Source organism: Nocardia sp. Marseille-Q1738 (genome assembly GCF_965283145.1).
Genome location: NZ_CBDIMS010000007.1, coordinates 295,120 through 318,806 on the forward strand (window position 1 = coordinate 295,120; position 23,687 = coordinate 318,806).

Consider the following 23,687-nt stretch of genomic DNA (forward strand, 5'->3'; position numbering starts at 1 on the left):
TGCGGTCACTGTAACCCATGAGAGAGACGGGGCACACCCCTGACTTGACTGAAGAGTAACTCCACAAAGCCGCTTGTATTCGGAACAGTGCCGAGGCCCAAAAAAAGAGCAATGATTTTCGGAAAAATAACAAACGGGCGGTCCCCATTGGGGACCGCCCGTTCGCGTATTTTCGGTCTGGAATTACTTGACCGCGACCTTGGCGCCGGCCTCTTCCAGCTTCGCCTTGGCAGCCTCGGCGGCTTCCTTGGCGACCTTCTCCAGGATCGGCTTCGGGGCGCTCTCGACCAGGTCCTTGGCTTCCTTCAGGCCCAGGCCGGAGACGATCTCGCGGACCACCTTGATGACCTGGATCTTCTTGTCGCCGGCACCCTCGAGGATGACGTCGAACTCGTCCTGCTCCTCGACGGCCTCGGCCGGAGCGGCGGCACCGCCGACGGCGGCGACCGCGACCGGAGCAGCCGCGGTGACCTCGAACTTCTCCTCGAACTTCTTCACGAAGTCCGACAGCTCGAGCAGGGTCATGTTGCCGAAGACCTCGAGCAGTTCGTCAACGTTGGCCATTGTTGTATTCCTTTCGGTAGTTGATGTCTATGCGGGCGAGTCGTGCGGGCGAGTCGTTCCGCACGGATTACTCGGCGGCAGTTCCGCCTTCTTCGGCCTGCTTCTTCTCCTGCAGCGCGGCGGCCAGGCGGGCCACCTGCGAGGCGGGAGCATTGAACAGACCGGCGGCCTTCGCCAGGTTGCCCTTCAGGGCGCCGGCGAGCTTGGCCAGCAGGACCTCGCGGGTCTCCAGGTCGGCGATGCGCTCGACCTCGGACACGGACAGCGCAGCGCCGTCCATGTAACCGCCCTTGATGACAAGCGCCTTGTTGTCCTTCGCGAAGGTTTTCAGCGCCTTGGCCGCGTTGACCGGCTCACCGGTGATGAAGGTGATCGCGGTCGGGCCGACGAACAATTCGTCGAGGCCTTCCACGCCCGCCTCGGCGGCGGCCCGCTTGACCAGGGTGTTCTTGGCGACGGAGTACGTGGCCTCGGCGCCGAGCGCGCGCCGCAGCTCGGTGAGCTTGCCGACCGACAGGCCACGGTATTCCGTGACGACGGTGGCCGTCGAGCTCCTGAACTGCTCCGCGATCTCCGCGACCGCGGTGACCTTCTCGGGTTTTGCCATACTTCGCCTCCTCTCTGATGGTCGGTTCGTACACGCGAACTACCGATCAGGGTCGGAGACAAAACAAACGCCCCGAACGCAGAGCGTTCCGGGGCGCAACAGAAAACCGGTCCGGGGCGCAATGCGCCCGGATCAATTCCCAGCCTCGGCTCTCCCTGCGTGGGCCGCCGGCAATGTCGCCGGACCTTCGACCGAACCCATGCGGGATCGGCGACCAACGGTCTTCGGTAGAACGGATTGGGTAGCGATCGAACTTGCCGATAACTGATGTCCAATGTACCTGGACGGTTCCCATCTGCCAAAACGGCCCTTCGCGGGGGCTGAATCGCTACTGCCGACCTTCGATTGACGTGTCCTGACTCACTTTCCACATCGAATGTGGCCGACATCGCCCAAAGAAACTGTTACTTAGAGTGACAGTTACTGCTTAGGCTCCGAGCTATGGCAACCTCCATAGTCGATCCACCGATGCTGCTGGAACGACGTACCGCGCGCTTCGTCGCCCTGGCCGTGATCTGCCTGGCGGAACTGCTGGTCGTCCTGGACAACACCATCGTCAACGTGGCGCTGCCCTCCCTGGGCGTCGAACTCGCCACCGGTATCAGCGGCCTGCAATGGGTCGTGGATGCGTACACGCTCAGCTTCGCCGGGCTTCTGCTGGCCTTCGGCAACCTCGGCGATCGCTACGGTCGCCGCCGCGTCATGATGATCGGTCTGATCGGCGTCGCCGTCATGTCGGTCGGCGGAGCACTGTCGAACTCGATGGGAGCGGTCATCGCGGCACGCGCCGCCATGGGCGTCTTCGCCGCCGCCGTTTTCCCCGCGACGCTCGGCCTGATCATCAACATCTTCACCGACCGCAGGGAGCGCGCGCTCGCCGTCGCCGCGTGGACCGCCATGGCGGGCTTCGCGATCGCCATCGGCCCGATCTCGGGCGGGTGGCTGCTCGAGCACTTCACCTGGCACGCGGTGTTCTGGATCAACGTGCCTGCGGCGCTCATCGCGTTGGCCGCCACACTGATCTGGGTGCCCGAGTCGCGATCGGATCGGGTGGGACGGCTCGACGCGCTCGGCATCACGCTGTCCATCGCCGGCATCACACTGCTGGTGTGGTCGATTATCGAAGCGCCGCGCCATGGCTGGCTGTCGGTGACCACACTCGGCGTCGGCGCGCTCGGCGTTGCGCTGCTCGCCGCATTCATCGCCTGGGAATTACGCACCGCGGCACCGATTCTCGATATGCGGCTGTTCCGCGACCGCCGGTTCTCGATGCCGTCCTTGGCCATCGCGGTCGGCTATTTCTCGATGTTCGGATTCCTCTTCCTGATCACCCAGTACTTCCAGGGCGTCCGGGAATACACGCCGCTCGAATTCGGCATCGCGTCTTTGCCTTTCGCGTTCTCGGTGGCGATCGGCGCGCCGATCGCGACGCTGCTCGCGCAGCGGCTCGGCACCACGCCCGTCATCGTGTTCGGTCTGCTGCTGACCGGCCTGGGCCTGTATCTCGGTGGCCAGGTGACCGTGGACAGCGCGTATGTGACCGATGTGCTGCCATCCATGGTCTCGATGGCGCTCGGCCTGGCCATCGTGCAGGGCCCGGCCACCGAATCCATCATGGGCTCGCTTCCGCTGAACGAGGCGGGCGCCGGGTCGGCGGTCAACGACACCACCCGCGAGATCGGCGGCACGGTCGGCGTCGCCGTGCTCGGCTCGATCGTGGCCTCGTACTACAGCACCCGGATCGGGCCGCGCATCGATGCCGTACCGGCCGGGCTGATGAACGACACCGAGAAGGGCCTGGTGAAGGCCAGCGGGCTGAGCGTCATCGAAATGCGCAAACGGCCACTGGCGCCGTTCTTCGAGACGCAGCGGGAGAACTTGATCATCGCCATGAAGACCGCGATGCTCCAGGGTTCGCATGCCGCGTCGCTGGTGGCCGCGAGCGCGGTCGTCGGATGCGCGGTTCTCGTGGCGATCTTCCTGCCCTGGGGCGTGCAGGATCGCGATTCCGTGTTGCTCGGATGGCGCAAATCCACGCAGCCGCAGGAGGATCCGGCGCGGTAGCGCCCACTGGACACCGCCGCCGACCCAGGATGCCGCGCCTGGGCAGGATACGGGCGGCGGGGCGCCGGTACACGGATTGCCCGTCCGCGTACCGGCGCGTGGCGTTCTCAGGGCGTTGCGCGCTGCGCATACCGGGCGAGCCGGCGCAATACCGCGGACGCGCCGGACCGGAATTCGGCGTCGGCGATCAGTCCGTCCGGGCCGATGTCTTCGCGAAGTACCGGCAGGCGCCGGCAGGCGTCGAGATCGACGTCTGCGCCTACGTAGCCGAGCACGCTCCGCAGAGTCGCGGTCGCGCCGTCGCCCCGGCCGACCGGCGCGACAGTGATCCACGCGACCGGCTTCTCGTAAAGGTCACCGGTGCCGACTGTCCAGTCGAGCAGGTTCTTCAGGCTGCCGGGCAGCGTGCCCGCGTATTCCGGCGTGGAGAACAGGACCGCATCGGCGTCCGAGAGCTGTTCACGCAGTGCGAGAACCGACGGATGCGCCGAGCCGTCGTCGTCCGGGTCGAAGGCGGGCAATACCGCGAGGTCGTCGTACCACCGGGTTGTGATGCCGTCCGGGGCCATCGCCGAGACCGTGCGCAATGCGGAGGAATTGGTGGACGCGGCGCGAGTGCTGCCGGAGATCAACAGGACGACTGTCACATCGAACCCAACCACGCTGCCGGGCGAATTAGTCCGGAAAGCGCAATGGCGGGAACGCGAAACGCGTTCCCGCCATTGCGGTGGTGTTCAGGTGCTGCTTACGCGTCCTCGTCGAGGAGGTTGCGGGTGCGGTTCGGGTCCACCGGGATGCCCGGTCCGGTGTTCGTCGAGACCGTCACCTTCTTGACGTAGCGACCCTTGGCGGTCGACGGCTTGGCGCGCAGGATCTCGTCCAGCGCGGCGCCGTAGTTCTCCACCAGCTTGGTGTCGTCGAAGGACGCCTTGCCGATCACGAAGTGCAGGTTGGCCTGCTTGTCGACGCGGAAGTTGATCTTGCCGCCCTTGATGTCGTTGACGGCCTTGGTCACATCGGTGGTGACCGTGCCCGTCTTCGGGTTCGGCATCAGCCCGCGCGGGCCGAGGACACGCGCGATACGACCGACCTTGGCCATCTGGTCGGGGGTGGCGATCGCGGCGTCGAAGTCCAGCCAGCCGCCCTGGATCCGCTCGATCAGGTCCTCGGCGCCTACGGCGTCGGCGCCGGCGGCCTCGGCCTCGGCGGCCTTCTCGCCGGCCGCGAACACGATGACGCGGGCGGTCTTACCGGTGCCGTGCGGCAGGTTGACGGTGCCGCGGACCATCTGGTCGGCCTTGCGGGGATCCACACCGAGACGCACGGCGACCTCGACGGTCGCGTCGGTCTTGGTGCTGGCGGTCTCCTTCGCCAGGCGCGCGGCGGCCAGCGGGGAGTAGAACTTGGTGCGATCGACCTTCTCGGCCGCGGCGAGGTATGCCTTGCTTCGTTTTGCCATGATTCTCTGTCCTTGTGTGTGGTTCAGACGTGGTTATCGGGCCTGGCCGGCCCTCCCACCGTGCGGCGAGTGCACTCAGCCCTCGACGGTGATGCCCATCGAACGCGCGGTACCCGCGATGATCTTGGCCGCCTGATCGAGATCGTTGGCGTTCAGATCTTCCTGCTTGGTCTTGGCGATCTCGCGCACCTGGTCCATGGTCACCTTGGCGACCTTGTTGCGGTGCGGCTCGGCCGAGCCCTTCTGCACACCCGCGGCCTTGAGCAGCAGCTTGGCGGCCGGCGGGGTCTTCAGCTTGAAGTCGAAGGACCGGTCTTCGTACACCGAGATCTCGACCGGGATGACGTTGCCACGCTGCGACTCGGTCGCGGCGTTGTACGCCTTGCAGAACTCCATGATGTTGACGCCGTGCTGACCGAGCGCGGGGCCGACCGGAGGGGCCGGGTTCGCCTGGCCGGCCTGGATCTGAAGCTTGATGATCCCGGCGAGCTTCTTCTTCTTGGGGGGCATCTTTCTTTCCTAGGTGTTTGTAGTCCTTGCTCTTTGCAAGTCGTGGTGTTGCGATCCTCGACCGGGCGGATTCACCCTGCCGCTGACAGAACTGGTCTAGATCTTCGCGACCTGGGTGAACGCCAGCTCGACCGGCGTCTCGCGGCCGAAGATCGACACGAGCACCTTGAGCTTCTGCTGTTCGGCGTTGACCTCGGAGATGCTGGCGGGCAGCGTCGCGAACGGGCCGTCCATCACCGTCACCGACTCGCCGACCTCGAAATCGACCTCGATGACCGGCTTCGGCGCGACCTCGCCGCCCGCGGCCTCGGTGGCCGCCGCCGCGGCGGCCGCGGCCGGCTTCTTCTGCTGCTGGGCGGCCGGGACCAGGAACTTCACCACGTCGTCGATGGACAGCGGCGATGGGCGCGAGGTGGCGCCGACGAATCCGGTGACGCCGGGGGTATTGCGCACGGCGCCCCACGACTCGTCGTTGAGCTCCATCCGGACCAGGATGTAGCCGGGCAGCACCTTGCGGTTGACGTGCTTGCGCTGCCCGTTCTTGATCTCGGTGACCTCTTCGGTGGGCACCTCGACCTGGAAGATGTAGTCCTCCAGGTCCAGGTTCTGCACGCGGGTCTCGAGGTTGGCCTTCACCTTGTTCTCGTAGCCCGCGTAGGAGTGGATGACATACCACTCACCGGGGGCGCGCCGCAGCGCGGCCTTCATCTCGGCGACGGGATCGGCGGGCTCGGCATCGACAGCAGCGGTGGGGGCGGACTCAGCGGGCTCCGATTCTTCGACCGGGGACTCGTCGGTCGCGAACTCCTCGACGGAGTCGGTGGGCTCGGCCACCGCGTCGTCGGCCGGGAACTTGTCGTGTGTGTCGTTCTCCGGGGTGCTCACTGGGGCACTCGCTTCCTGTGTCGTCACGTACATCCTCTGCGTGGCCGGGCCGGGCGCGGCGAAATGCTTCCGCCCGTGTCCGCCCCGGGATCGGCTACCGGCGTCGGCGTCGTTCAGCTAGCCGAACAGCCAGTTGACACCCTTGATGAACGCCAGATCCAACCCGCTGATGAACGCGACCATGAAAATCACGAACACCAGAACAACGCTCGTATAGGTGACCATCTGCTTCCGGTTGGGCCAGATCACCTTGCGCAGTTCCGCGATGACCTCACGCAGGAACTTGATCAAACGCTTGAACGGATTACCCGGCTTGCGTTCGGCCCGATCGGTTGTCTTGGTTGCCTTCCGCGACGGGCGGTCGAGCGTGGCGATCGCGCCCGTGTCGGCCGGCGAGGACGTGCGAGTCCGCCGGGCGGACCGCTTGCCGCTCGGCCGAGTCGCTGCGGCGGTGCCATCGCCTTCGTCGGCATGTGCGCCGCGGCGAGTGTCCCGCTCGTCCACGTCGATCCTCTCTCGTCGCTGGCATCCAGGGCAGGGGCGACAGGACTTGAACCTGCAACCTGCGGTTTTGGAGACCGCTGCTCTGCCAGTTGAGCTACGCCCCTTCGGTCGGACGGAGTGAGCTGTCCAACCACTCTTCGATATTCAGTTGCGTCCAGGTGTCACACAACACGCGCGCCACTCCGGCAGTTGCCGGCCCCGTCGGCGATCCTCGCGAACCGCCTGGAACCAGCCCTACAGAGCAGCGCGCAGCGGCTGGTGACCCCAGAAACCTGAGTGTACGTTACCGTGCGCGCCATTAGCCAATCAGGGTCGGCCGACCAGGTCAGGCCAGTTGCACCGTCGCGGTCGCGCGGCCGAAGATCTTCTTTCCCGCCGACTTCGCCACGATGGCCACGACCGCGGTCTTGGCCTCCGGATCGACCGACTTCACCTTACCGGTGTACTCGACCTCGGCGGCCTCGTCGGTGCCCACGTAGACCGGGCTGGTGAAGCGAACGTTGTACTCCTTGACCGCGCCGGGATCGCCGAGCCAGGAGGTGACGAAACCGCCGCCGAGGCCCATGGTGAGCATGCCGTGCGCGACGACGTCGTCCAGGCCGACCAGCTTCACCACCTCGTCGCTCCAGTGGATCGGGTTGGCGTCGCCGGAGACGCCCGCGTAGTTCACCAGATCGCCGCGGGTGAGCCGGACGGTGCGCGGAGGCAGTTCGTCGCCGACCGATACGTCCTCGAAGCGGATGGCGTGCTTGGTGCGGAGCCCTTCGGCGGCGGGGGGGACCGGCGCGGGCACCTCGACCGCGGGGGGCGCGCTGCGCGGGGCGTGTGCGGGTGCCTCCTCGCCGATGCCGTGCATGAGCACGTTGCGGACTGCGGCGGTGAGGTTCGGGTCGATGTCGCCGCCGCTGCGGCCGACGAGCGTGGTGTAGGTGGTGAGCACCAGTTCGTCGTTCTGCGCGGTGACGATGTTCTTGGTCACGATGATGTCGCCGCCGAAGGCCTGCCGGAACGAGTGCAGGTAGACGTCGCAGGTGAGTTGGTCGCCGACCTTGATCGGGCGGTGGAACTCCAGGATCTGGTCGGTCTGCATGATCTGGCTGAGGTCGTAGCCGGTGACGACCTGTTCGAACAGCTTGCGCTGGGCCAGGATGCCGACCAGGGAGATGAACGTGACCGGCGCGAGCAGATTGTCGTAGCCGTATTCCTGGGCCACGTCCTCGTCCCAATGCACCGGGTGGTAGTCCTGCACGGCGCGGGCGTATTCCCGCACCTTTTCGCGGCCGACCTCGTAGTAGTCGTCGACGCGGTAGTGGTGACCGACCATCGCCGCGGCGTGGGCCGCGGGGTCGAGCGCCTCGCCCGCCTGGACCGCTTCGTCTGTACCGGTGTTGATTGTCACGGGAGGACTGTACCTATCTGACCCCGATGCCACGGAGTCGGTGGAGCGCTCACCACCGCACTTACCGTGAAAATGCGTCAGGGCCGGACTATTGTCCGGCCCTCGCGGTGTCACGGCCCGAGATACCGGGATGCGACTCCCGGCGCCATTCCACGCGGTAGTTCACGCGTGGAGAACTAGCGGGATTCGCGGTGCGCCCGGTGCGTGCCGCAGTTCGGGCAGAACTTCTTCAGCTCGAGCCGATCCGGATCGTTGCGCCGGTTCTTCTTCGTGATGTAGTTGCGGTGCTTGCACTGCTCGCAGGCCAAGGTGATCTTTGGCCGGACATCGGTGGACTTCGCGGCCACGATATGCCTTCTTTCCGGTACCTGATGGGCTTGTATCGGTTGTGGTAGCGATGGCCGGACTTGAACCGGCGACACAACGATTATGAGTCGTTTGCTCTACCGACTGAGCTACACCGCCACGGCGTCGCATTGCCATGGTGCCGAGCCCAACCCGCAACTACGGGAGCGATGCCGAGTCGGTCACCACCGGCAATCCGGCGAGCCCCCTAACGGAATCGAACCGTTGACCTTTTCCTTACCATGGAAACGCTCTGCCGACTGAGCTAAGGGGGCATGACTACTCCCGCACCGAGCCCCAAACGCTCGACCCCAGCGCGGTGAAGTCTTGAACGAGGTTACACACTCACCGCTCCCACCACCAAACCGCGTGGTCAGAGCGGTGTTTTTGGCCGCGCTGACGCGGTGATTTCGCGTCTTTTTTTGCGGCTCGCGCCGGAGCGACCGCCGCTGGAGACTTCGCCGGGAACACGGCAGCCACTCTGATGTGAGTCGGTCCGCGAACAGGCAGTGCTGGATCTCGCCCGAAAACGAGCGTCGAGCCCTCGGGTTGCGTGAAGTGGCAATAGCAACACTGAGTGTTTTGCGCGACGACCGTCCCGGCCGGGCTAGCGAACCGAACACACGCACCCAACCAAATTACTGGCATGCCCCACAACCGGGACACAGACCGACCAACGCAACCACTGGAAGGGGGGTCCGGGGGGCGAAGCCCCGCCGGGCGAGGTGTGGGGTTGCACCCAAGACACACAAAGTGAGCCCTGTACGCGCTTTCCGCGTACAGGGCTCACCAAGCGAACGACGGTGGCAGGTGTAGGATTCGAACCTACGTAGGCTTTCACCGACAGATTTACAGTCTGCTCCCATTGGCCGCTCGGGCAACCTGCCGTTCGCGCATTTGTTTCGCGCGCTGAGCAGAATACATCGAACCCGCACCCTTAATGCAAACCGGCTGGCTATCGGCCCTGCGGCGCGACTACCCTCGGGCCTGGCGGGTAGAACTGACGATGGCCGGAAGCATCCGGTTCAGATGACCTGTCGACCGTCAGAACAGGAGCGCAGCGTGGCTGATTCGTCTTTCGATGTGGTGAGCAAGGTCGACCGGCAGGAGGTCGACAACGCCCTGCATCAGGCGGAGAAGGAGCTCAACACCCGCTACGACTTCCGCGGTACCGGCGCGTCCATCGAATGGTCCGGCGAGGACAAGATCGTGCTCACCGCCGAGGCGGAGGAGCGGGTCAAGGCCGCGCTGGAGGTGTTCAAGGAGAAGCTGATTCGCCGCGATATCTCGCTGAAGGCGTTCGACGCGGGCGAGCCGGTGTCCTCCGGCAAGGTGTACAAGATCACCGGTTCGCTGGTGCAGGGCATCGACTCCGAGCACGCGAAGAAGATCTCGAAGAAGATCCGCGACGAGGGCCCCAAAGGCGTGAAGGCGCAGATTCAGGGTGACGAGCTGCGGGTGACCAGCAAGAAGCGCGACGATCTTCAGGCGGTCATCGCCCTGCTGAAGGGCGAGGATTTCGGCATCGCGCTCCAGTTCGTCAATTACCGCTGACCGCGGGCCGCAGTGCGGCCGGGTCGGTCGCGTTCAGCGCTTCGACCAGGGTGTCTTCCTCGTAGTCGAAGTGCGTTTCCAATTCCGCTGCCAGGCGGTCGAATTCGGTGCGCAGCCGAGCCGGGGCCGCCGGTTCCGGCGCGTCGAGGAGGGCCCGTAGGCCGGTCAGCGCCGCGGCCACCGTGCCGTGTTCGCGATGCAGTCGCTCCACCGCCGGCGCGAGTTCGGGCCACAGCCGGACCAGGGCCGGGAAGACGCCGTCTTCGTTGGTGTGGTGTTCGCCGAGCGCACCGCAGAAAGCGACGCAGTGGGCACGCAGATCCTGCGGGAATGCGGGCTTCGCAGTGACATCGGGAGAGCGAAGATAGTCGTCGAGACCCGTGCGGACGGCGGCGAGGTCGCGGCGCAACTGGGCATGCACCTGGCGCAAGTGGTCGCCGATGGCCGCGGCACGCTGCTGAGCGGGCGCGGCCGCGTCCGGCGAGCCGACCATGAGCACACCCGCGGCTCCCGCCGCAACGGCCGCGGTGGCGCCCGCACCCGCCAGGAAGCGCCGCCTGCGCAGGTTCGGCTGCGGTACCGATTGCAGCGCGACCACCGGGATGATTCGGTCGGTCGCCGCTTGGTACGCGGCGAAGGCAGGGTCGTCGCTCGCCTGCGCGGCATAGTGGCGATCGCGTTCGGCGCCCTGGAGGATTCGGGCATGCGCGGGAAAGGTCTCGATCCGGTCCCCCGTGCCGATCTCCACGGTCACCTCCGGATTCGCCCGGACGTTGTGAAACCAGGCCGGATGGGTGTCGGCGCCCGCGTTGGAGCCGAACACGAGGACGCGCGCGCCGTCCCGGCGGTAGACGACCGGCACGGTGTGCCGTCGGCCGGTTCTGGCCCCGACGGTGGTCAGCAGTAGGAGCGCTGCCCCTTCGAACATCCCGCCGACCTTGCCCGCATTGGCGCGGAACTCCGCGATGATGGCGCGGTTGAAGTCTCCCGGCTGAGTCCGCTCCGGATCGGTCATGTCCGACGCTCCTTCCCGGCGCGGCGCACTCGCCGCGACCGCTGGTTATAGCCTGATGTCGAAATCGAATTTTGCTTTGCAAGCAAAATTACTTTGTAAACAAAGGCTATTGGGAGGTGCGTGGCGTGTCAACCGAGGAGCGGGCGGGACTCGGCGTCGATGAGGGCATCCGCACTCTGCTGCTGCTCATGCCCCGGGTGGTCGGGCGGGCCAAGAAGCTGGGCGTTCCGAAGGAACTGGAATCCTTCTCGCTCGCCCCTCGGCACCTGTCGCTACTGGCCAACCTGATATTCGACGGGCCGACCACGGTGACCGATCTGGCCGCGCGCCTGGAGGTGGCTCCGACGACGGTGAGCCTGATGGTCGGCGAACTCAGCAGACAGGGTGTGCTCGAGCGTGGCGCGGACCCGGACGACCGCAGACGCACCATCGTCGCCATAGCGGCTGCCCACGAGAAGTCGGTGCACAAGTGGCTGGGCCGCAGCGCGCGAGCTTGGCGAACGGTGCTGGAACCACTCACACCGGAGCAGCGGCGGTTGTTCGTCGATACGTTCCGCGCCTACGAAGACCAGTTGGCCATGGACGACTGAGCCGAGCGCCGGGACGTCAGTACCGGCGCGGGCCGCCCGCCATCTCCTCGAGCCGCTCGACGCGTTCGGCGATGGGCGGGTGCGTGGAGAACCAGCGTGCGGCCCGCTCACCCGGGCGGAACGGGTTGGCGATCATCAGGTGCGATTGTGCCGCGAGCTTCGGCTCGGGCGGCAGCGGAGCGGCGTGGACACCACGCTCGATTTTGCGCAGGGCGGAGGCGAGCGCCAGGGGGTCGCCGGTGAGCTCGGCGCCGGACTGATCGGCTTGGTATTCGCGCGAACGGGACACGGCCAGCTTGATCAAGGTCGCGGCGATCGGACCGAGCAGCGACACCAGCAGCACGCCCAGGATGTTGGGGCCGGCACCATTGCGGTTCCCGCCGAACACGGACGCGAAGAAGGCCAGGTTGGCCAGACCGGAGATGACGGCCGCCAGCGCGCCGGCGATCGACGAGATCAGGATGTCACGGTTGTAGACATGAGATAGCTCGTGGCCGAGCACGGCGCGCAATTCCCGCTCGTCGAGAATCTGCAGGATGCCGCTGGTGCAGCAGACCGCGGCATGCCGAGGGCTGCGCCCGGTGGCGAACGCGTTGGGCGCGTTCGTCGGGCTGATGTACAGCCGCGGCATCGGCTGGCGGGCGGTGGTGGCCAGCTCACGCACGATCCGGTAGACGACCGGCGCCTCCAGCTCACTGACCGGCTGGGCGTGCATCGCCTTCAACGCGATCTTGTCGCTGTTGAAGTAGGCGTACGCGTTCATGCCGACCGCCAGCAGGATCGCGATGACCAGGATCGTCGGGCTGCGGAACATGGCACCCGCGAACACGATCAAGGCCGAGAGGCCCACCATCAGTCCGAAGGTTTTCAGTCCATTCGCAAACCCGTGCATGTGCTGTCCCGCCTCTCCGAGTCTTTAGGCCGTACCAGTCGGGTGACGCGGGGTTTGCGTTCAGGTCCTGCGTTGAGTGCCGCTCGAGTTCTGGGCGTACCCGACGAGTTACCCATGTACTCATGAAATCAGCTGTCGCGTCAGCCTCGACTCTGCGCTGCACAAGGTCAACGATGGAGCCCGGATGAAGGTTCCTGACCGACGGGAAGGTTTGCTGCGGTTTGTCGCATGCCACCGCCGGTGGATATCGCCTTTGCCACGCAACCACACCGGTCCCACCCCGGCTTTCGAGCGCAGCGAGACCGAGCATTGCCGTTCGCGGCCCGGCTCGCGTCCGAGCGGCCGACGCGCAAGCGACGAAGTCGCAAGCGGCGGTCGCTCGGACGCGAGCACACAACGGGGCCGCGAACACGCCGCGCCCGCGCGGCCAAAACTTCAGCCCACGCGTTCGATGGTGTAGCGGACCAGTCGCTGGAGTGCGTCGTTGGCGGGGCCGTCGGGCAGCGCGGACAGCTCGGTGTGCGCGAGATCGGCGTAGCCCTGCAGCTTTTCCTTGGCCAGCACCATGCCGCGGGAGCGGGCCAGCAGATCGAGCGCCTCGGCTACCTCGTCGTCGGTTTCCAGTGGGCGGGCGAGCAGCTTGCGCAGGCGATCGCCGTCCACGCCCTCTTCGCGCAGCGCGTACAGCACCGGGAGGGTGTGCACGCCTTCGCGCAGGTCGGTGCCGGGTGTTTTGCCGGACTGCTCGGAGGCCGAGGAGATGTCGATGATGTCGTCGGAGATCTGGAAGGCGGTGCCGACCGCGTCGCCGAGACGGGCGAGTCGCTCGACGTGCTCGGAGTCGGCGCCGGAGAAGGTGCCGCCGAAGCGTCCGGCGGCGGCGATGAGCGAACCGGTCTTCTCCCACACCACGCGCAGGTAGTGCTCGACCGGGTCCTGGGACTCGCGTGCGCCCATGGTCTCGCGCATCTGACCGGTGACGAGTTCGGCGAAGGTCTCGGCGATGATGCGCACGGCGTCCGGGCCGAGGGTGGAGGTGAGCCGGGAGGCGTGCGCGAACAGGTAGTCCCCCGCGAGGATGGCGATGTTGTTGCCCCACCGCGAGTTCACGCTCGGGGCGCCGCGACGCATCGTGGCCTCGTCCATGACGTCGTCGTGGTACAGCGTGGCCAGATGCACCAGCTCCACCACGGTGCCCGCGGTGATCAGATCGGGATCGGTCGGGCGCGGCCCGAGCTGTCCGGTGAGGATGGTGAACAACGGCCTGAACCGCTTGCCACCCGCCTTGGCCAGGTGTAACGCGGCTTCCTGGAGAAATTCCGCACCGTCGGACAGCTCGTCGACCAGGAGTCTTTCGACCTTCGCCAAGCCGTCGCGCACCGTTGCGGCGAGTTCGTCGTCACCGAGATCGACGCCGGCCACCACCGTGCTCGCGGCGCTGCCGACACCGTCGTGCGCGTCCGCGATTCGCTCGCTGCGCTCACTCATGGCCGATCTGCTCATTTCTTCTCCCAGCGATGCGTCCGACCCCACGGTAGAGAACCTAGCGTGTCCCCGGCCGATGGCCCATGAACACCGTCACTCCGCGGCGTATCTGTCTTGTCGCGGTTCGCCGTCAGGGCCGTCGGCGGGCCGAGTGCGACCGCCGTCGACAGGAACGAGACGGCCCTGCGAGTATGGAGCGCATGGGTTCACCGGAAGCGACTCCCGTGGGCGGCGACGAGGACGCGTTGCCCAGCCGGGCCGAGGTGCTGGTCGTCGGTGCTGGTCCCGCGGGCTCGGCGTCCGCCGCGTGGGCGGCCAGGGCGGGACGGGATGTGGTGCTCGTCGACTCCGCGGTGTTCCCCAGGGACAAGACCTGCGGTGACGGCCTGACCCCGCGCGCGATCGCCGAGTTGGAGCAGCTCGGCCTCGGCGAGTGGGTACGGGCGCACATCGTCAACCACGGTTTACGGATGACCGGCTTCGGCCGCGAGGCGCTGCTGAGCTGGCCCGGCGGTTCCTTCCCGACCTACGGAAGCGCCGTTCCGCGAACCGAACTCGATGACAAGCTGCGCGAGACGGCGGTGAAGTCCGGGGCGCGCATGGTGGACGGCACGAAGGTGGTCGACGTCACCCGCGAGGGCGATCGGGTCACCGGCGTGACGGTGCGCACGGCCGAGGGCGTGCGAACGATCGCCTGCCGGACGCTGGTGGTCGCCGACGGGGTGCGCTCGCCGATCGGGCGGCTGCTCGGCCGCACCTGGCACCGGCAGTACGCCTACGGCACCGCGGCGCGGGCTTACATCAAATCCGGCCGCAGCGACGATCAGTGGATCACCTCGCATCTGGAGTTGCGCGACGCCGCCGGTGCGCTGGTTCCCGGGTACGGCTGGGTGTTCCCGCTCGGGAACGGCGAGGTGAACATCGGCGTGGGGTCGCTGGCCACGGAGCGGCGGCCCTCGCATATCGCGTTGAAACCGCTTCTGGCGCACTACACGGCGTTGCGCACGGAGGAATGGCAACTCGAGGGCTCGCTGCGCGCGGTGGCCTCGGCCCTGCTCCCGATGGGCGGCGCGGTCTCGAACGTCGCCGGCCGCAACTGGGTGCTGGTCGGCGACGCCGCGGGCTGTGTGAACCCGCTCAACGGCGAAGGCATCGACTACGGCCTGGAAGGCGGCCACCTGCTCGCCGACCTGCTGGACGAGCCCGACCTCACCACGATCTGGCCGCAGGTCTTGCGCACACGCTATGGGCGTACCTTCTCGGTCGCGCGCCGGATCGCGGGGCTTGCCACCCATCCGCGCATGGTTCCGCTGGGCGGCCCTCCGGTGATGCGCTCGAAATACTTGCAGCGCACGGCCGTTCGCGTGATGGGCAACCTGGTCACCGACGAGGACGTCGACCTGACCGCGCGGGCTTGGCGAGCGGCGGGCCGGACGTCGATGCGCTTCGACGAACGACAGCCGTTCGGATAGGAATCCTGGTGGCGCGATGGGCGAACAACCGGCTCGCGGATTGCCCGCGCTGTATCTGCTCCCGCATCTGCGCCGAGCCAGGGACCTCGCGGACCGGAATTACGCCGACCCGCTGAATCTGGACGAGCTGGCGGCGACCGCCGGGGTGTCCAAGTATCACTTCTTGCGCGCCTTCGCCGCGGTCTACGGCCTGACTCCCGCCGCGTATCTGGCGCAGCGGCGCATCGAGCGCGCGCAGGATCTGCTGCGGGCGACCAATCTCACGGTCACCGAGGTGTGCATGATGGTCGGCTACAGCAGCCTCGGCTCGTTCAGCAGCAAATTTCGCCAGCTGGTCGGGGTCACGCCATCGCAGTATCAGGCGAAGTTCGCCGACGGAGCACCGCGCATTCCCGGCTGTTTCGTCTTCATGCACGGCCTCTCCGACCGCAAGCCCGCCGACTGAGCGAACGGAGCAATTTCGGAGAAGCAGCCGGTCAGGTGCGCGCCATAGCCTGGCCGCATGACGACGATCACAAATGTTTCCCTGGTCACGGTGTACGTGACGGATCAGGACGCGGCCAAGCAGTGGTACATCGACAAGCTCGGATTCGTCGAGACCGCTGACGTCACGATGGGCGACAACGGCTTCCGGTGGGTCACGGTCGCGCATCCCGCACACCGGGAGCTGGAGATCACGCTCATGCTCCCGGGGCCGCCGCTGGACGAGAACTACGCCGACGCGGTCCGGCGCGCGCTGGCGAACGGCACGCACGGCTCGCTCGGCCTGCGGACCGAGAACTGTCAGAAGACTTTCGAAGAACTCACCGCCAAGGGAGTGGAGTTCGTTCAGCCGCCCGCCGAGCGGCCCTACGGGACCGAGGCGATCATCCGGGACAACTCGGGGAACTGGCTGGTCCTGGTGGAGCCGAAGGAATACTCGCCGCAGGACTTCGCGTAGTACCGGCCGGGCGATCGGGGCGTTGCCCCGGCTCACGCTGGGGCAACGGACGGATTCGTCAGGCGGTCGGTTCGGTGGTCAGCCACTCCTCGATGAATTTGCGCTCGCTGTTGAGCACCCGGTGGTGCAGTTGTTCGGCGAGCGGCTCGATGGCGCCGCCGACCAAAGGCACCTTCACCTGCACGGTGCCTGCCACCTCGAGCTCGGAACCTTCGGCGGTGGAGCGCAATTCGTAGGTCCCGGACATGGCGGTATTGATGCCGCCGGTGCTGGCCTCGAAGGTGCCCTTGGCGACCTCGCCGACCAGAGGCTGCCAGTTGTCGGTGCGGGAGAAGGTGAGCTCGCTCTTGAGCACCTTGCGCACCAGCGCGGGAATCTTGTCCTCCGCGGCCTTTTCGGTCATCTGGATACGGATGGTGCCCGCGCCGTCGGGGTGCGACACCTGCAGCGTCGCGGTCGGGGCGTCGGCGAAGCGCGCCTGCCAGACGTCGTCGGTGGTGATTGCCCGGTGGAGATCTTCGACCGGGACGGTGTAGGGCACGGTGAAGCTGAATTTTCGGGACATGGCCGCCACCGTAGCCGAGCCGGTCGGTAGCCTGTGGCGGTGTCGGAAACCAGCCAGTCCACCGGGCGGCCGATCCGCCTGCGGCGGGCGAGGATCGGCGTGCTCATCGCCGCGACCGCCGTCAGCGTGCTGGTCGCGCTGCTGGTGCTGGCCGCGTGGCGCAACGACTACCTGATCAGCTCCGACAAGGGCAGCACCACGGCCGAGGTGCTCTCGGCGGGGCGGCTGCGCTCGGCCGTCATGTACGTCACACCGGATGGTGAGACGCACAATCCGAAGGTCGGCGTGCTGTATCCGACCAACCTCACCGCGGGCGAGCGTATCCGCGTGGAGTACAGCCGCAGCGACCCCGACCTGGTGCGCGTGGAGGGACGCGACGTGCGCGTCGCGATACCGCCCGCCTTGTCGGTCATCGTGGTGGTCTGGCTGCTCGCGCTTCCGGCGTTGTGGCTGCTCACCCGCGTGAGCAAGCGCAGGCCCGAGCCGGTGAGCTGAGCCCGCCGACGGGGTGCGGTCCTGACAGTTCGCCGGAACTTTCCGTGCGCTTCACTTCGGCGTGACGACGCGGCGCGGTGTAGCGGTCAGGCTGAGAGCGTGCGAGTAGCAATCGTCGCGGAGTCGTTTTTGCCGAATATGAACGGCGTCGTCAACTCCGTGCTGCGGGTGCTGGATCACCTGGACCGGCACGGACACGACGCGCTGATCATCGCGCCGGACACCCCGCGCGGGCTACCCGCCGCACCGCGCAGCTACGCGCGGTTCCCGGTTCACCGGGTGCCCGCGGTCATGGTCCCGAAGATCAGTTCGCTCCCCGTCGGGCTGCCGCAACCGGGCATCGTCTCGGCCATCGACGACTTCGACGCCGACGTGGTCCATCTGGCCTCGCCGTTCCTGCTCGGGGCCGGCGGCCTCGGCGCGGCGCTGCGCCTGGACTTGCCGACCGTGGCGGTCTACCAGACCGACGTCGCTGGTTTCGCGAAGAGCTACGGCCTCGGGCTGGCGAGCCGGGCGGCCTGGGGATGGACCCGGCGCATCCATGAGGGCGCCACCCGCACCCTCGCCCCGTCCCGGGCCGCGGCGGAGGACCTGGCCAGGCACGGTATCCCGCGGGTGCACCGGTGGGGCCGCGGTGTCGACATCGCGCGCTTCACCCCGAGCGCCCGATCCGCCGCGCTGCGCGACACGTGGCTCGGTGGGCGAGAGCGGCTGCTGGTCGGTTTCGTGGGGCGGCTCGCGCCGGAGAAGCACGTCGAGCGGCTCGCGGTGCTCGCCACCGACCCGGACATCCAGCTGGTCATCGTCGGTGACGGGCCGGAGCGGCAGCGGCTGGCCCGGATGATGCCGACCGCGGTGTTCACCGGCGAACTCGGCGGCGACGAGCTGGCCCAGGCGTACGCCAGCCTGGACGTGATGGTGCACGCGGGCGAGCACGAGACGTTCTGCCAGGGCGTGCAGGAGGCGCTGGCGTCGGGCGTCCCGGTGATCGGTCCCGACGCCGGTGGTCCGCGCGATCTGATCGCGCACTGCCGCAACGGCTACCTCCTTCCGGTGGACCGGTTCAGCGAACTGCTGCCCAGCGCCGTGGGGGCGCTGCACGATCCGGCGCTGCGGACCAGGTTCGCGGGCGCGGCCAGGAAATCGGTGCTGTCGCGCACCTGGCCCGCCATTTGCGGTCAACTGATGGGTCACTATGCCGAGGTGACCGGGACGCGGATCCGCCTGCCGCATTCGGCTTGACCGCGATCGGCGTGACCGACGCATCGTCGTGCCATGCTCGGTTCGTCCCTGGCCGGGAGTTAGTGTCTTGACGTGGCGAAAACGCAATCGAACCGGGCCTCGTTGGACAAGCAGCCGCGGGAAGTCGCGGCGATGTTCGACGGCGTCGCCCGGCGATACGACCTGACCAACACGGTGATCTCCGCGGGGCAGGATCGCTACTGGCGCTGGGCGACCCGCAGAGCGCTCGCGCTGCGACCGGGTGAGCGGGCGCTGGATCTCGCGGCCGGGACCGGCGTGTCCACCCTGGAGCTGCGGAAATCCGGCGCGTGGTGCCTGGCGGCCGACTTCTCCAAGGGCATGCTCGCCGCGGGCCGGTTCCGCGACGTGCCGATGGTGACGGCCGACGCGATGGCGCTGCCGTTCGCCGACAACTCCTTCGACGCGGTGACCATCTCGTTCGGGCTGCGCAACGTCGCGGACACCGACCTCGCGCTGCGGGAGATGCTGCGGGTCACCAAACCGGGCGGCAGGCTGGTGGTGTGTGAGTTCTCCACACCCGTCGTCCCGGTGTTCCGCACGCTGTACCTGGAGTACCTGATGAAGGCGCTGCCCAAGGTGGCGCGCGTGGTGAGCAGCAATCCCGACGCGTACGTCTACCTGGCCGAATCCATCCCGGACTGGCCGAACCAGCGCAGGCTGGCCATGCGGATCGCGGCCAACGGGTGGTCCTCGGTGAAGTGGCGTAACCTCACCGGCGGCGTCGTCGCCCTGCATCGCGCGTACAAACTCGGCTGAACCGGAGACCCCGATCACACCTCACCGCCGGATTTCGGCGCGGTGAGGAGGAATGTCACCTGCCGATAACGCGGGGTAAATCCGGCGCAATCGGCGGTCCGCATGATCGAAGGCATGTCTGACGCAGTGACCGGCCGCAGCGACGGCATCGCCCGAACGGCGTGCTCGTACTGCGGCGTGGGCTGCGGAATGACGGTGCAGACCAGCTCCGGCGCCGGGGGCAAGCCGGTGATCGCCAAGGTCAGCGGCGACAAGCTGCACCCGGCGAACGCGGGGCGGCTGTGCACCAAAGGGGCCACGCACGCGGAGCTGATGCGCACGTCCGGCCGGATGGAGACCGCCTACCGGCGCTCGGAGCGTGGCCAGGTTCCGGTGCCGTTCCCCGTCGACGAGGCCGTGCACGAGGCCGCCACCCGGCTGCGGGCAATCCTGGACGAACACGGTCCGGACGCGATCGCACTGTATGTCTCCGGGCAGATGTCGCTGGAGGCGCAGTACCTCGCGACCAAGCTCGCCAAGGGTTATCTGCGCACCATGCACATCGAGGCGAACTCGCGACTGTGCATGGCCAGCGCGGGCACCGGGTACAAACAGTCGCTCGGCGCGGACGGTCCGCCCGGCTCCTACGACGACTTCGAGCACGCCGATCTGTTCTTCGTGATCGGCGCGAATATGGCCGACTGCCACCCGATCCTGTACCTGCGGATGGCCGACCGGCTCAAGGCGGGTGCGAAGCTCATCGTGGTCGACCCGCGCCGCACCGAGACCGCCGCGCGTGCCGATCTGTTCCTCCAGATCGCCCCCGGCACGGATCTCGCGCTGCTGAACGGGCTGCTGCACCTGCTCGTCGAGAACGGCGACATCGACGCGGAGTTCATCGCCGAGCACACCGAGGGCTGGGACGCGATGCCGGAGTTCCTGGCCGACTACCCGCCGGCGCGGGTCGCCGAGATCACCGGACTCGCCGAAGCCGACATCCGCACCGCCGCGCAGTGGATCGGCGCGGCGGGTGAGTGGATGTCGCTGTGGACGATGGGACTCAACCAGTCCACGCACGGCACGTGGAATACCAACGCCCTGTGCAACCTGCACTTGGCCACCGGTGCCATCTGCCGTCCCGGCAGCGGGCCGTTCTCGCTCACCGGCCAGCCGAACGCGATGGGCGGACGCGAGATGGGCTACATGGGGCCCGGTCTGCCCGGTCAGCGCAGCCTGCTCTCCGCCGAGGACCGCACGTTCGTGGAAACCGAGTGGGGCCTCGAACCGGGCACGCTGCGTACCGAGGCCGGGCCCGGCACGATCGAGATGTTCCGCGGACTGGCCGAGGGCACGATCAAGGCGGCGTGGATCATCTGCACCAATCCCGTTGCCACCGTGTCGAACCGGAAGACGGTGATCGCGGGCCTGGAGGCGGCCGAACTGGTGATCGCGCAGGACGCCTACACCGAAACCGCGACCAACGCGTACGCCGATCTGCTGCTGCCCGCCACGCTGTGGGCGGAAACCGACGCGGTGATGGTGAATTCCGAACGCAACCTCACCCTGCTCCAGCAGTCGGTCCCGCCCACCGGCGACGCGCGGCCGGACTGGCAGCTGATCGCCGACATCGCCACCGCCATGGGGTTCCCCGGCTTCGAGTTCACCTCGAGCGCCGAGGTTTTCGACGAGATCAAGCGGTTCGCGAATCCCGCGACCGGCTACGACCTGCGCGGGGTGAGCTACGAGGCGCTGCGCGACGGCCCGATGCAGTGGCCGTGCGCGCAGCCCGAGCGCAGGCGCAATCCGATCCGGTACCGCAACGACGGGGTCAGCCAGACGCTGTTCGTCGACGAGAACGGCCATCAGCCCAGGCTCGCGTTCGCCACACCGAGCCGCCGGGCGGTGTTCTGGCCGCGGCCGCACATGCCGCCGCGGGAGATGCCGGACGACGACTACCCGTTCCTGCTCAACACCGGCCGCCTGCAGCACCAGTGGCACACGATGACCAAGACCGGCAAGATCGACAAACTGACCAAGCTGAACGGGACGCCGTTCGTCGAGGTGCACCCGGCCGACGCCGAGCGCCTCGGCCTGCGCGAAGGCGACCAGCTCGAGATCGCCTCGCGCCGGGGCCGGGCCGTGCTCCCGGTGCAGGTCAGCGACCGGGTTCGCCAGGGCGATTGCTTCGTGCCGTTCCATTGGAACGACGAGCAGGGCGAATACCTCACCATCAACGCGGTCACCAACGACGCGGTCGACCCGGCGTCGCTGCAACCGGAGTTCAAGGCGTGCGCGGTGGCGCTGCGCCGGGTCGCCGCCGTGCCGCAACCGGCGGCTCACCCCGCACTGCCCACGGTGGCGTCGGCGCACCCGCTGGCGGCCGTGCTCGGCCTGGACAGCGGCACCGCACCCACGCTCAGTGAGACCGAGCGGATCTACCTCAGCGGCTATCTGGCCGCGCTGCAAGCACTTCCGGTGACCGGGCAGCCGGTGCTTCCGGAGTCGGCGCCGATGTCCGCGCAGAGCAGGCTGTGGGTCGATGGCCTGCTCGCCGGTATGTACTCGCGCGGCACGGCGGTCCCGGTGACCGCGCCGAGCGCGGGTGCCGCCGCGCGCGCGATCACCGTGCTATGGGCTTCGCAGACCGGCACCGCGGAGGAATTCGCCGCCAAGGCCGCCGCGCGCCTGGCCGAGGGCGGTTTCGCCCCCCGGCTGCTGGACCTGGATTCCTGTGACATCGGCGCGATCAGCGGCGACGTGCTGGTGATCAGCAGCACGTTCGGCGACGGAGGACCGCCGGACAATGGAGCCGATTTCTGGGATCGGCTGACCGAGAGCGCCGTGCGGCTGACCGGTGTGCGATACGCGGTGTTCGCTCTCGGCGACTCGTCCTACGACGACTTCTGCGGCTACGGCCGCAAACTGGACCGGAAGCTGGCCGACCTGGGCGCGACGCGGCTGCTGCCGCGCGTCGACAGCGAACCCGACTACCAGGACGCCGCCGACCACTGGCTCGATGACGTGCTCGCCGCGTTCGGTGACGGTCCGGCAGACCCGTCCGACGAGCCCGGCTCCCCCGCCGATCTGCCGGCACGCGGCGGAATCGGCCCAGTACGCACGGCAACTGGTGCGGTAGCCACGATGGAGCGCCCGACCGCCGCGCCCGCGCTCGGCCGCACCCGCACCGCTCCCGCGCCGTTCACCCGCAGCACGCCGCTGCGCGCCCCGCTGGTGCGCAACGAGTTGCTGTCGGCGGGCGATTCGCCCAAAGAGGTGCGCCGGTTCGGGTTCGATCTGCGCGGTCTCGAAGCCGGATACGAGGTGGGCGATTCCCTGGGCGTCTGGCCGGTGAACGGCTCCTCGCTGGTCACCGAGTGGCTGACCGCCACCGGCCTGGACGGCCGCCGGGTGGTCGAAGTCGACGACCGCGAACTTCCGCTGGCCGAGGCGCTGCGCACGCACTACGACATCACCAAGGTCAGCCACGACCTGCTCGGCTTTCTCGCCGAGCGCAATCACAGCAGCAGGCTCGCCAAGCTGCTGCGCAGGGACAATCGCAACGAGCTGGCCAATTACCTGTGGGACCGGCAGGCCGTCGACGTGCTGCGCGATTTTCCGGTGCGGGCGGATCTGGTGGAGTGGCTCGGCACGCTGAAGAAGCTGCAGCCGCGGCAGTATTCGATCTCGTCGAGCCCGCTGGTCAGCCCGGATGAGGTGGAGCTGACCGTCGGCATCGTCCGCTACGGCGACCCCGTGGCCACCGGTTCGGCCGCACGGCGTGGCGGCGTGTGCTCGACCTTCCTGGCCGACCGGGCGGGAGCCGAACTCGCCGACGCGGCGGTGCCGATCTTCCTGCAACGGGCTCCGCACTTCCGTCCGCCCGCCGACCCGGCGACGCCGATGATCATGGTGGGACCGGGCACCGGCATCGCGCCGTTCCGCGGCTTCCTCCATGAGCGCAGGGCCCTCGGCTGCACCGGGCGCAACTGGCTGTTCTTCGGCGATCAGCACGCGGCGCACAACTTCTACTACCGCGCCGAGCTGGAGGACATGTTCCGCTCCGGCTTCCTGACCCGGCTCGACCTGGCCTTCTCCCGCGACCAGCGCGAGCGGATCTACGTGCAGCACCGGATGATCGAGCACGGCGCCGAGCTGTGGTCCTGGCTGCGCGATGGCGCCCACTTCTACGTCTGCGGCGACGCCAGCCGCATGGCGAAGGACGTCGACGACGCGCTGCTGCGGATCGCCCGCATCCACGGCAAACTCGACGAGGACGGCGCGCTGGCGTTCAAGAAGCAGTTGGTCGCCGAAAAGCGTTACGTCCGCGACGTTTACTGAGCTGAC

At 67.6% G+C, this 23,687-nt stretch carries 23 protein-coding genes and 4 tRNA genes; 10 read left to right on the forward strand and 17 right to left on the reverse strand.

The genetic code is table 11. The features are described 5' to 3' along the window. Positions 1 to 183: 183 nt before the first annotated feature. A complete protein-coding gene (rplL, locus tag ACWPXK_RS24595; protein WP_040783817.1) occupies positions 184 to 564 on the reverse strand; it encodes a 50S ribosomal protein L7/L12 in 381 nt (126 codons plus the stop codon). A gap of 67 nt (positions 565 to 631) precedes the next feature. Continuing rightward, positions 632 to 1,171, reverse strand: a complete 540-nt coding sequence (gene rplJ, locus ACWPXK_RS24600; protein ID WP_454198525.1) for a 50S ribosomal protein L10 — start codon at positions 1,169 to 1,171, stop codon at positions 632 to 634. 441 nt (positions 1,172 to 1,612) lie between these two features. Here rplJ and ACWPXK_RS24605 point away from each other — a divergent pair, with 441 nt between their 5' ends. Then, positions 1,613 to 3,235, forward strand: coding sequence for an MFS transporter (locus ACWPXK_RS24605; RefSeq protein ID WP_454198526.1), 1,623 nt, complete (start codon positions 1,613 to 1,615; stop codon positions 3,233 to 3,235). A 107-nt stretch (positions 3,236 to 3,342) separates the two neighbouring features. Here the strand turns inward: ACWPXK_RS24605 and ACWPXK_RS24610 are convergent, their stop codons facing one another. The 11 genes from ACWPXK_RS24610 to ACWPXK_RS24660 form a co-directional block, all read right to left on the reverse strand. Next, positions 3,343 to 3,882 (reverse strand): NADPH-dependent FMN reductase, encoded by a 540-nt coding sequence (locus tag ACWPXK_RS24610; RefSeq protein ID WP_454198527.1) that lies wholly within the window; start codon positions 3,880 to 3,882, stop codon positions 3,343 to 3,345. Positions 3,883 to 3,980: 98 nt separating this feature from the next. Continuing rightward, positions 3,981 to 4,694: a 50S ribosomal protein L1 gene (gene rplA, locus ACWPXK_RS24615; protein WP_454198528.1), complete on the reverse strand. Its 714-nt coding sequence runs from the start codon at positions 4,692 to 4,694 to the stop codon at positions 3,981 to 3,983. Positions 4,695 to 4,769: 75 nt separating this feature from the next. Then, positions 4,770 to 5,204: a 50S ribosomal protein L11 gene (gene rplK, locus ACWPXK_RS24620; RefSeq protein WP_039802009.1), complete on the reverse strand. Its 435-nt coding sequence runs from the start codon at positions 5,202 to 5,204 to the stop codon at positions 4,770 to 4,772. A 96-nt stretch (positions 5,205 to 5,300) separates the two neighbouring features. Next, positions 5,301 to 6,089: a transcription termination/antitermination protein NusG gene (nusG, locus tag ACWPXK_RS24625; RefSeq protein ID WP_454198592.1), complete on the reverse strand. Its 789-nt coding sequence runs from the start codon at positions 6,087 to 6,089 to the stop codon at positions 5,301 to 5,303. 117 nt (positions 6,090 to 6,206) lie between these two features. Next, on the reverse strand, positions 6,207 to 6,593 hold the full coding sequence (gene secE / locus ACWPXK_RS24630) for a preprotein translocase subunit SecE (protein WP_454198529.1): 387 nt from the start codon (positions 6,591 to 6,593) through the stop codon (positions 6,207 to 6,209). Between the two features lie 31 nt (positions 6,594 to 6,624). Further along, a tRNA-Trp gene (locus ACWPXK_RS24635) sits at positions 6,625 to 6,697 on the reverse strand. A 221-nt stretch (positions 6,698 to 6,918) separates the two neighbouring features. Further along, a complete protein-coding gene (locus ACWPXK_RS24640; RefSeq protein WP_454198593.1) occupies positions 6,919 to 7,986 on the reverse strand; it encodes a fused (3R)-hydroxyacyl-ACP dehydratase subunits HadA/HadB in 1,068 nt (355 codons plus the stop codon). 182 nt (positions 7,987 to 8,168) lie between these two features. Next, positions 8,169 to 8,339: a 50S ribosomal protein L33 gene (rpmG, locus tag ACWPXK_RS24645; RefSeq protein ID WP_011211653.1), complete on the reverse strand. Its 171-nt coding sequence runs from the start codon at positions 8,337 to 8,339 to the stop codon at positions 8,169 to 8,171. 42 nt (positions 8,340 to 8,381) lie between these two features. Then, positions 8,382 to 8,457, reverse strand: a tRNA-Met gene (locus tag ACWPXK_RS24650). A gap of 82 nt (positions 8,458 to 8,539) precedes the next feature. Beyond that, positions 8,540 to 8,612: transfer RNA gene (locus ACWPXK_RS24655), tRNA-Thr, on the reverse strand. A 529-nt stretch (positions 8,613 to 9,141) separates the two neighbouring features. Continuing rightward, positions 9,142 to 9,224: transfer RNA gene (locus ACWPXK_RS24660), tRNA-Tyr, on the reverse strand. A 175-nt stretch (positions 9,225 to 9,399) separates the two neighbouring features. On the opposite strand from ACWPXK_RS24660, the gene ACWPXK_RS24665 reads away from it, so the two are divergent. Next, a complete protein-coding gene (locus ACWPXK_RS24665) occupies positions 9,400 to 9,891 on the forward strand; it encodes a YajQ family cyclic di-GMP-binding protein (protein ID WP_195129371.1) in 492 nt (163 codons plus the stop codon). On the opposite strand, the gene ACWPXK_RS24670 is transcribed toward ACWPXK_RS24665, so the two are convergent. Continuing rightward, the gene (locus ACWPXK_RS24670) at positions 9,878 to 10,906 is read right to left on the reverse strand and encodes a nitroreductase/quinone reductase family protein (RefSeq protein WP_454198530.1); all 1,029 of its coding nucleotides are present in this window, start codon (positions 10,904 to 10,906) and stop codon (positions 9,878 to 9,880) included. The two genes, ACWPXK_RS24665 and ACWPXK_RS24670, sit on opposite strands and share 14 nt — an antisense overlap. 125 nt (positions 10,907 to 11,031) lie before the next feature. Between ACWPXK_RS24670 and ACWPXK_RS24675 the strand changes: the two genes are divergently transcribed. Continuing rightward, positions 11,032 to 11,496, forward strand: coding sequence for a MarR family winged helix-turn-helix transcriptional regulator (locus tag ACWPXK_RS24675; RefSeq protein WP_454198531.1), 465 nt, complete (start codon positions 11,032 to 11,034; stop codon positions 11,494 to 11,496). A 16-nt stretch (positions 11,497 to 11,512) separates the two neighbouring features. Here ACWPXK_RS24675 and htpX read toward each other — a convergent pair whose 3' ends face one another. Both htpX and ACWPXK_RS24685 read right to left on the reverse strand, forming a co-directional pair. Continuing rightward, positions 11,513 to 12,388, reverse strand: a complete 876-nt coding sequence (gene htpX, locus ACWPXK_RS24680; RefSeq protein ID WP_454198532.1) for a zinc metalloprotease HtpX — start codon at positions 12,386 to 12,388, stop codon at positions 11,513 to 11,515. Positions 12,389 to 12,823: 435 nt separating this feature from the next. Continuing rightward, positions 12,824 to 13,876 (reverse strand): polyprenyl synthetase family protein, encoded by a 1,053-nt coding sequence (locus ACWPXK_RS24685; RefSeq protein WP_454198533.1) that lies wholly within the window; start codon positions 13,874 to 13,876, stop codon positions 12,824 to 12,826. Positions 13,877 to 14,073: 197 nt separating this feature from the next. On the opposite strand from ACWPXK_RS24685, the gene ACWPXK_RS24690 reads away from it, so the two are divergent. The 3 genes from ACWPXK_RS24690 to ACWPXK_RS24700 are packed head-to-tail and all read left to right on the forward strand — an operon-like array spanning position 14,074 to position 16,285. Then, positions 14,074 to 15,345, forward strand: a complete 1,272-nt coding sequence (locus tag ACWPXK_RS24690) for a geranylgeranyl reductase family protein (protein WP_454198534.1) — start codon at positions 14,074 to 14,076, stop codon at positions 15,343 to 15,345. A gap of 16 nt (positions 15,346 to 15,361) precedes the next feature. Then, on the forward strand, positions 15,362 to 15,790 hold the full coding sequence (locus ACWPXK_RS24695) for a helix-turn-helix transcriptional regulator (RefSeq protein WP_454198535.1): 429 nt from the start codon (positions 15,362 to 15,364) through the stop codon (positions 15,788 to 15,790). Between the two features lie 57 nt (positions 15,791 to 15,847). Continuing rightward, positions 15,848 to 16,285, forward strand: coding sequence for a VOC family protein (locus tag ACWPXK_RS24700; RefSeq protein ID WP_454198536.1), 438 nt, complete (start codon positions 15,848 to 15,850; stop codon positions 16,283 to 16,285). A 58-nt stretch (positions 16,286 to 16,343) separates the two neighbouring features. On the opposite strand, the gene ACWPXK_RS24705 is transcribed toward ACWPXK_RS24700, so the two are convergent. Beyond that, the gene (locus ACWPXK_RS24705) at positions 16,344 to 16,850 is read right to left on the reverse strand and encodes a DUF2505 domain-containing protein (RefSeq protein ID WP_454198537.1); all 507 of its coding nucleotides are present in this window, start codon (positions 16,848 to 16,850) and stop codon (positions 16,344 to 16,346) included. A gap of 39 nt (positions 16,851 to 16,889) precedes the next feature. Between ACWPXK_RS24705 and ACWPXK_RS24710 the strand changes: the two genes are divergently transcribed. The 4 genes from ACWPXK_RS24710 (at position 16,890) to ACWPXK_RS24725 (ending at position 23,681) form a co-directional block, all read left to right on the forward strand. Then, entirely contained in the window at positions 16,890 to 17,345 is a 456-nt protein-coding gene (locus tag ACWPXK_RS24710; protein ID WP_454198538.1) for a DUF3592 domain-containing protein, read from the forward strand. A 99-nt stretch (positions 17,346 to 17,444) separates the two neighbouring features. Beyond that, positions 17,445 to 18,587, forward strand: coding sequence for a glycosyltransferase family 4 protein (locus ACWPXK_RS24715; protein WP_454198539.1), 1,143 nt, complete (start codon positions 17,445 to 17,447; stop codon positions 18,585 to 18,587). Positions 18,588 to 18,659: 72 nt separating this feature from the next. After that, on the forward strand, positions 18,660 to 19,364 hold the full coding sequence (locus tag ACWPXK_RS24720) for a demethylmenaquinone methyltransferase (RefSeq protein ID WP_454198540.1): 705 nt from the start codon (positions 18,660 to 18,662) through the stop codon (positions 19,362 to 19,364). Between the two features lie 114 nt (positions 19,365 to 19,478). Then, entirely contained in the window at positions 19,479 to 23,681 is a 4,203-nt protein-coding gene (locus tag ACWPXK_RS24725; protein WP_454198541.1) for a molybdopterin-dependent oxidoreductase, read from the forward strand. Positions 23,682 to 23,687: the final 6 nt, after the last annotated feature.

What these genes read in the sequence shown, in the direction of transcription:
- rplL (WP_040783817.1), bottom strand. Translation starts at nt 564, where the DNA reads ATGGCCAACGTTGACGAACTGCTCGAGGTCTTCGGCAACATGACCCTG.
- rplJ (WP_454198525.1), bottom strand. Translation starts at nt 1,171, where the DNA reads ATGGCAAAACCCGAGAAGGTCACCGCGGTCGCGGAGATCGCGGAGCAG.
- ACWPXK_RS24605 (WP_454198526.1), top strand. Translation starts at nt 1,613, where the DNA reads ATGGCAACCTCCATAGTCGATCCACCGATGCTGCTGGAACGACGTACC.
- rplA (WP_454198528.1), bottom strand. Translation starts at nt 4,694, where the DNA reads ATGGCAAAACGAAGCAAGGCATACCTCGCCGCGGCCGAGAAGGTCGAT.
- rplK (WP_039802009.1), bottom strand. Translation starts at nt 5,204, where the DNA reads ATGCCCCCCAAGAAGAAGAAGCTCGCCGGGATCATCAAGCTTCAGATC.
- ACWPXK_RS24670 (WP_454198530.1), bottom strand. Translation starts at nt 10,906, where the DNA reads ATGACCGATCCGGAGCGGACTCAGCCGGGAGACTTCAACCGCGCCATC.
- htpX (WP_454198532.1), bottom strand. Translation starts at nt 12,388, where the DNA reads ATGCACGGGTTTGCGAATGGACTGAAAACCTTCGGACTGATGGTGGGC.
- ACWPXK_RS24685 (WP_454198533.1), bottom strand. Translation starts at nt 13,876, where the DNA reads ATGAGTGAGCGCAGCGAGCGAATCGCGGACGCGCACGACGGTGTCGGC.
- ACWPXK_RS24690 (WP_454198534.1), top strand. Translation starts at nt 14,074, where the DNA reads ATGGGTTCACCGGAAGCGACTCCCGTGGGCGGCGACGAGGACGCGTTG.
- ACWPXK_RS24695 (WP_454198535.1), top strand. Translation starts at nt 15,362, where the DNA reads ATGGGCGAACAACCGGCTCGCGGATTGCCCGCGCTGTATCTGCTCCCG.
- ACWPXK_RS24700 (WP_454198536.1), top strand. Translation starts at nt 15,848, where the DNA reads ATGACGACGATCACAAATGTTTCCCTGGTCACGGTGTACGTGACGGAT.
- ACWPXK_RS24705 (WP_454198537.1), bottom strand. Translation starts at nt 16,850, where the DNA reads ATGTCCCGAAAATTCAGCTTCACCGTGCCCTACACCGTCCCGGTCGAA.
- ACWPXK_RS24725 (WP_454198541.1), top strand. Translation starts at nt 19,479, where the DNA reads ATGTCTGACGCAGTGACCGGCCGCAGCGACGGCATCGCCCGAACGGCG.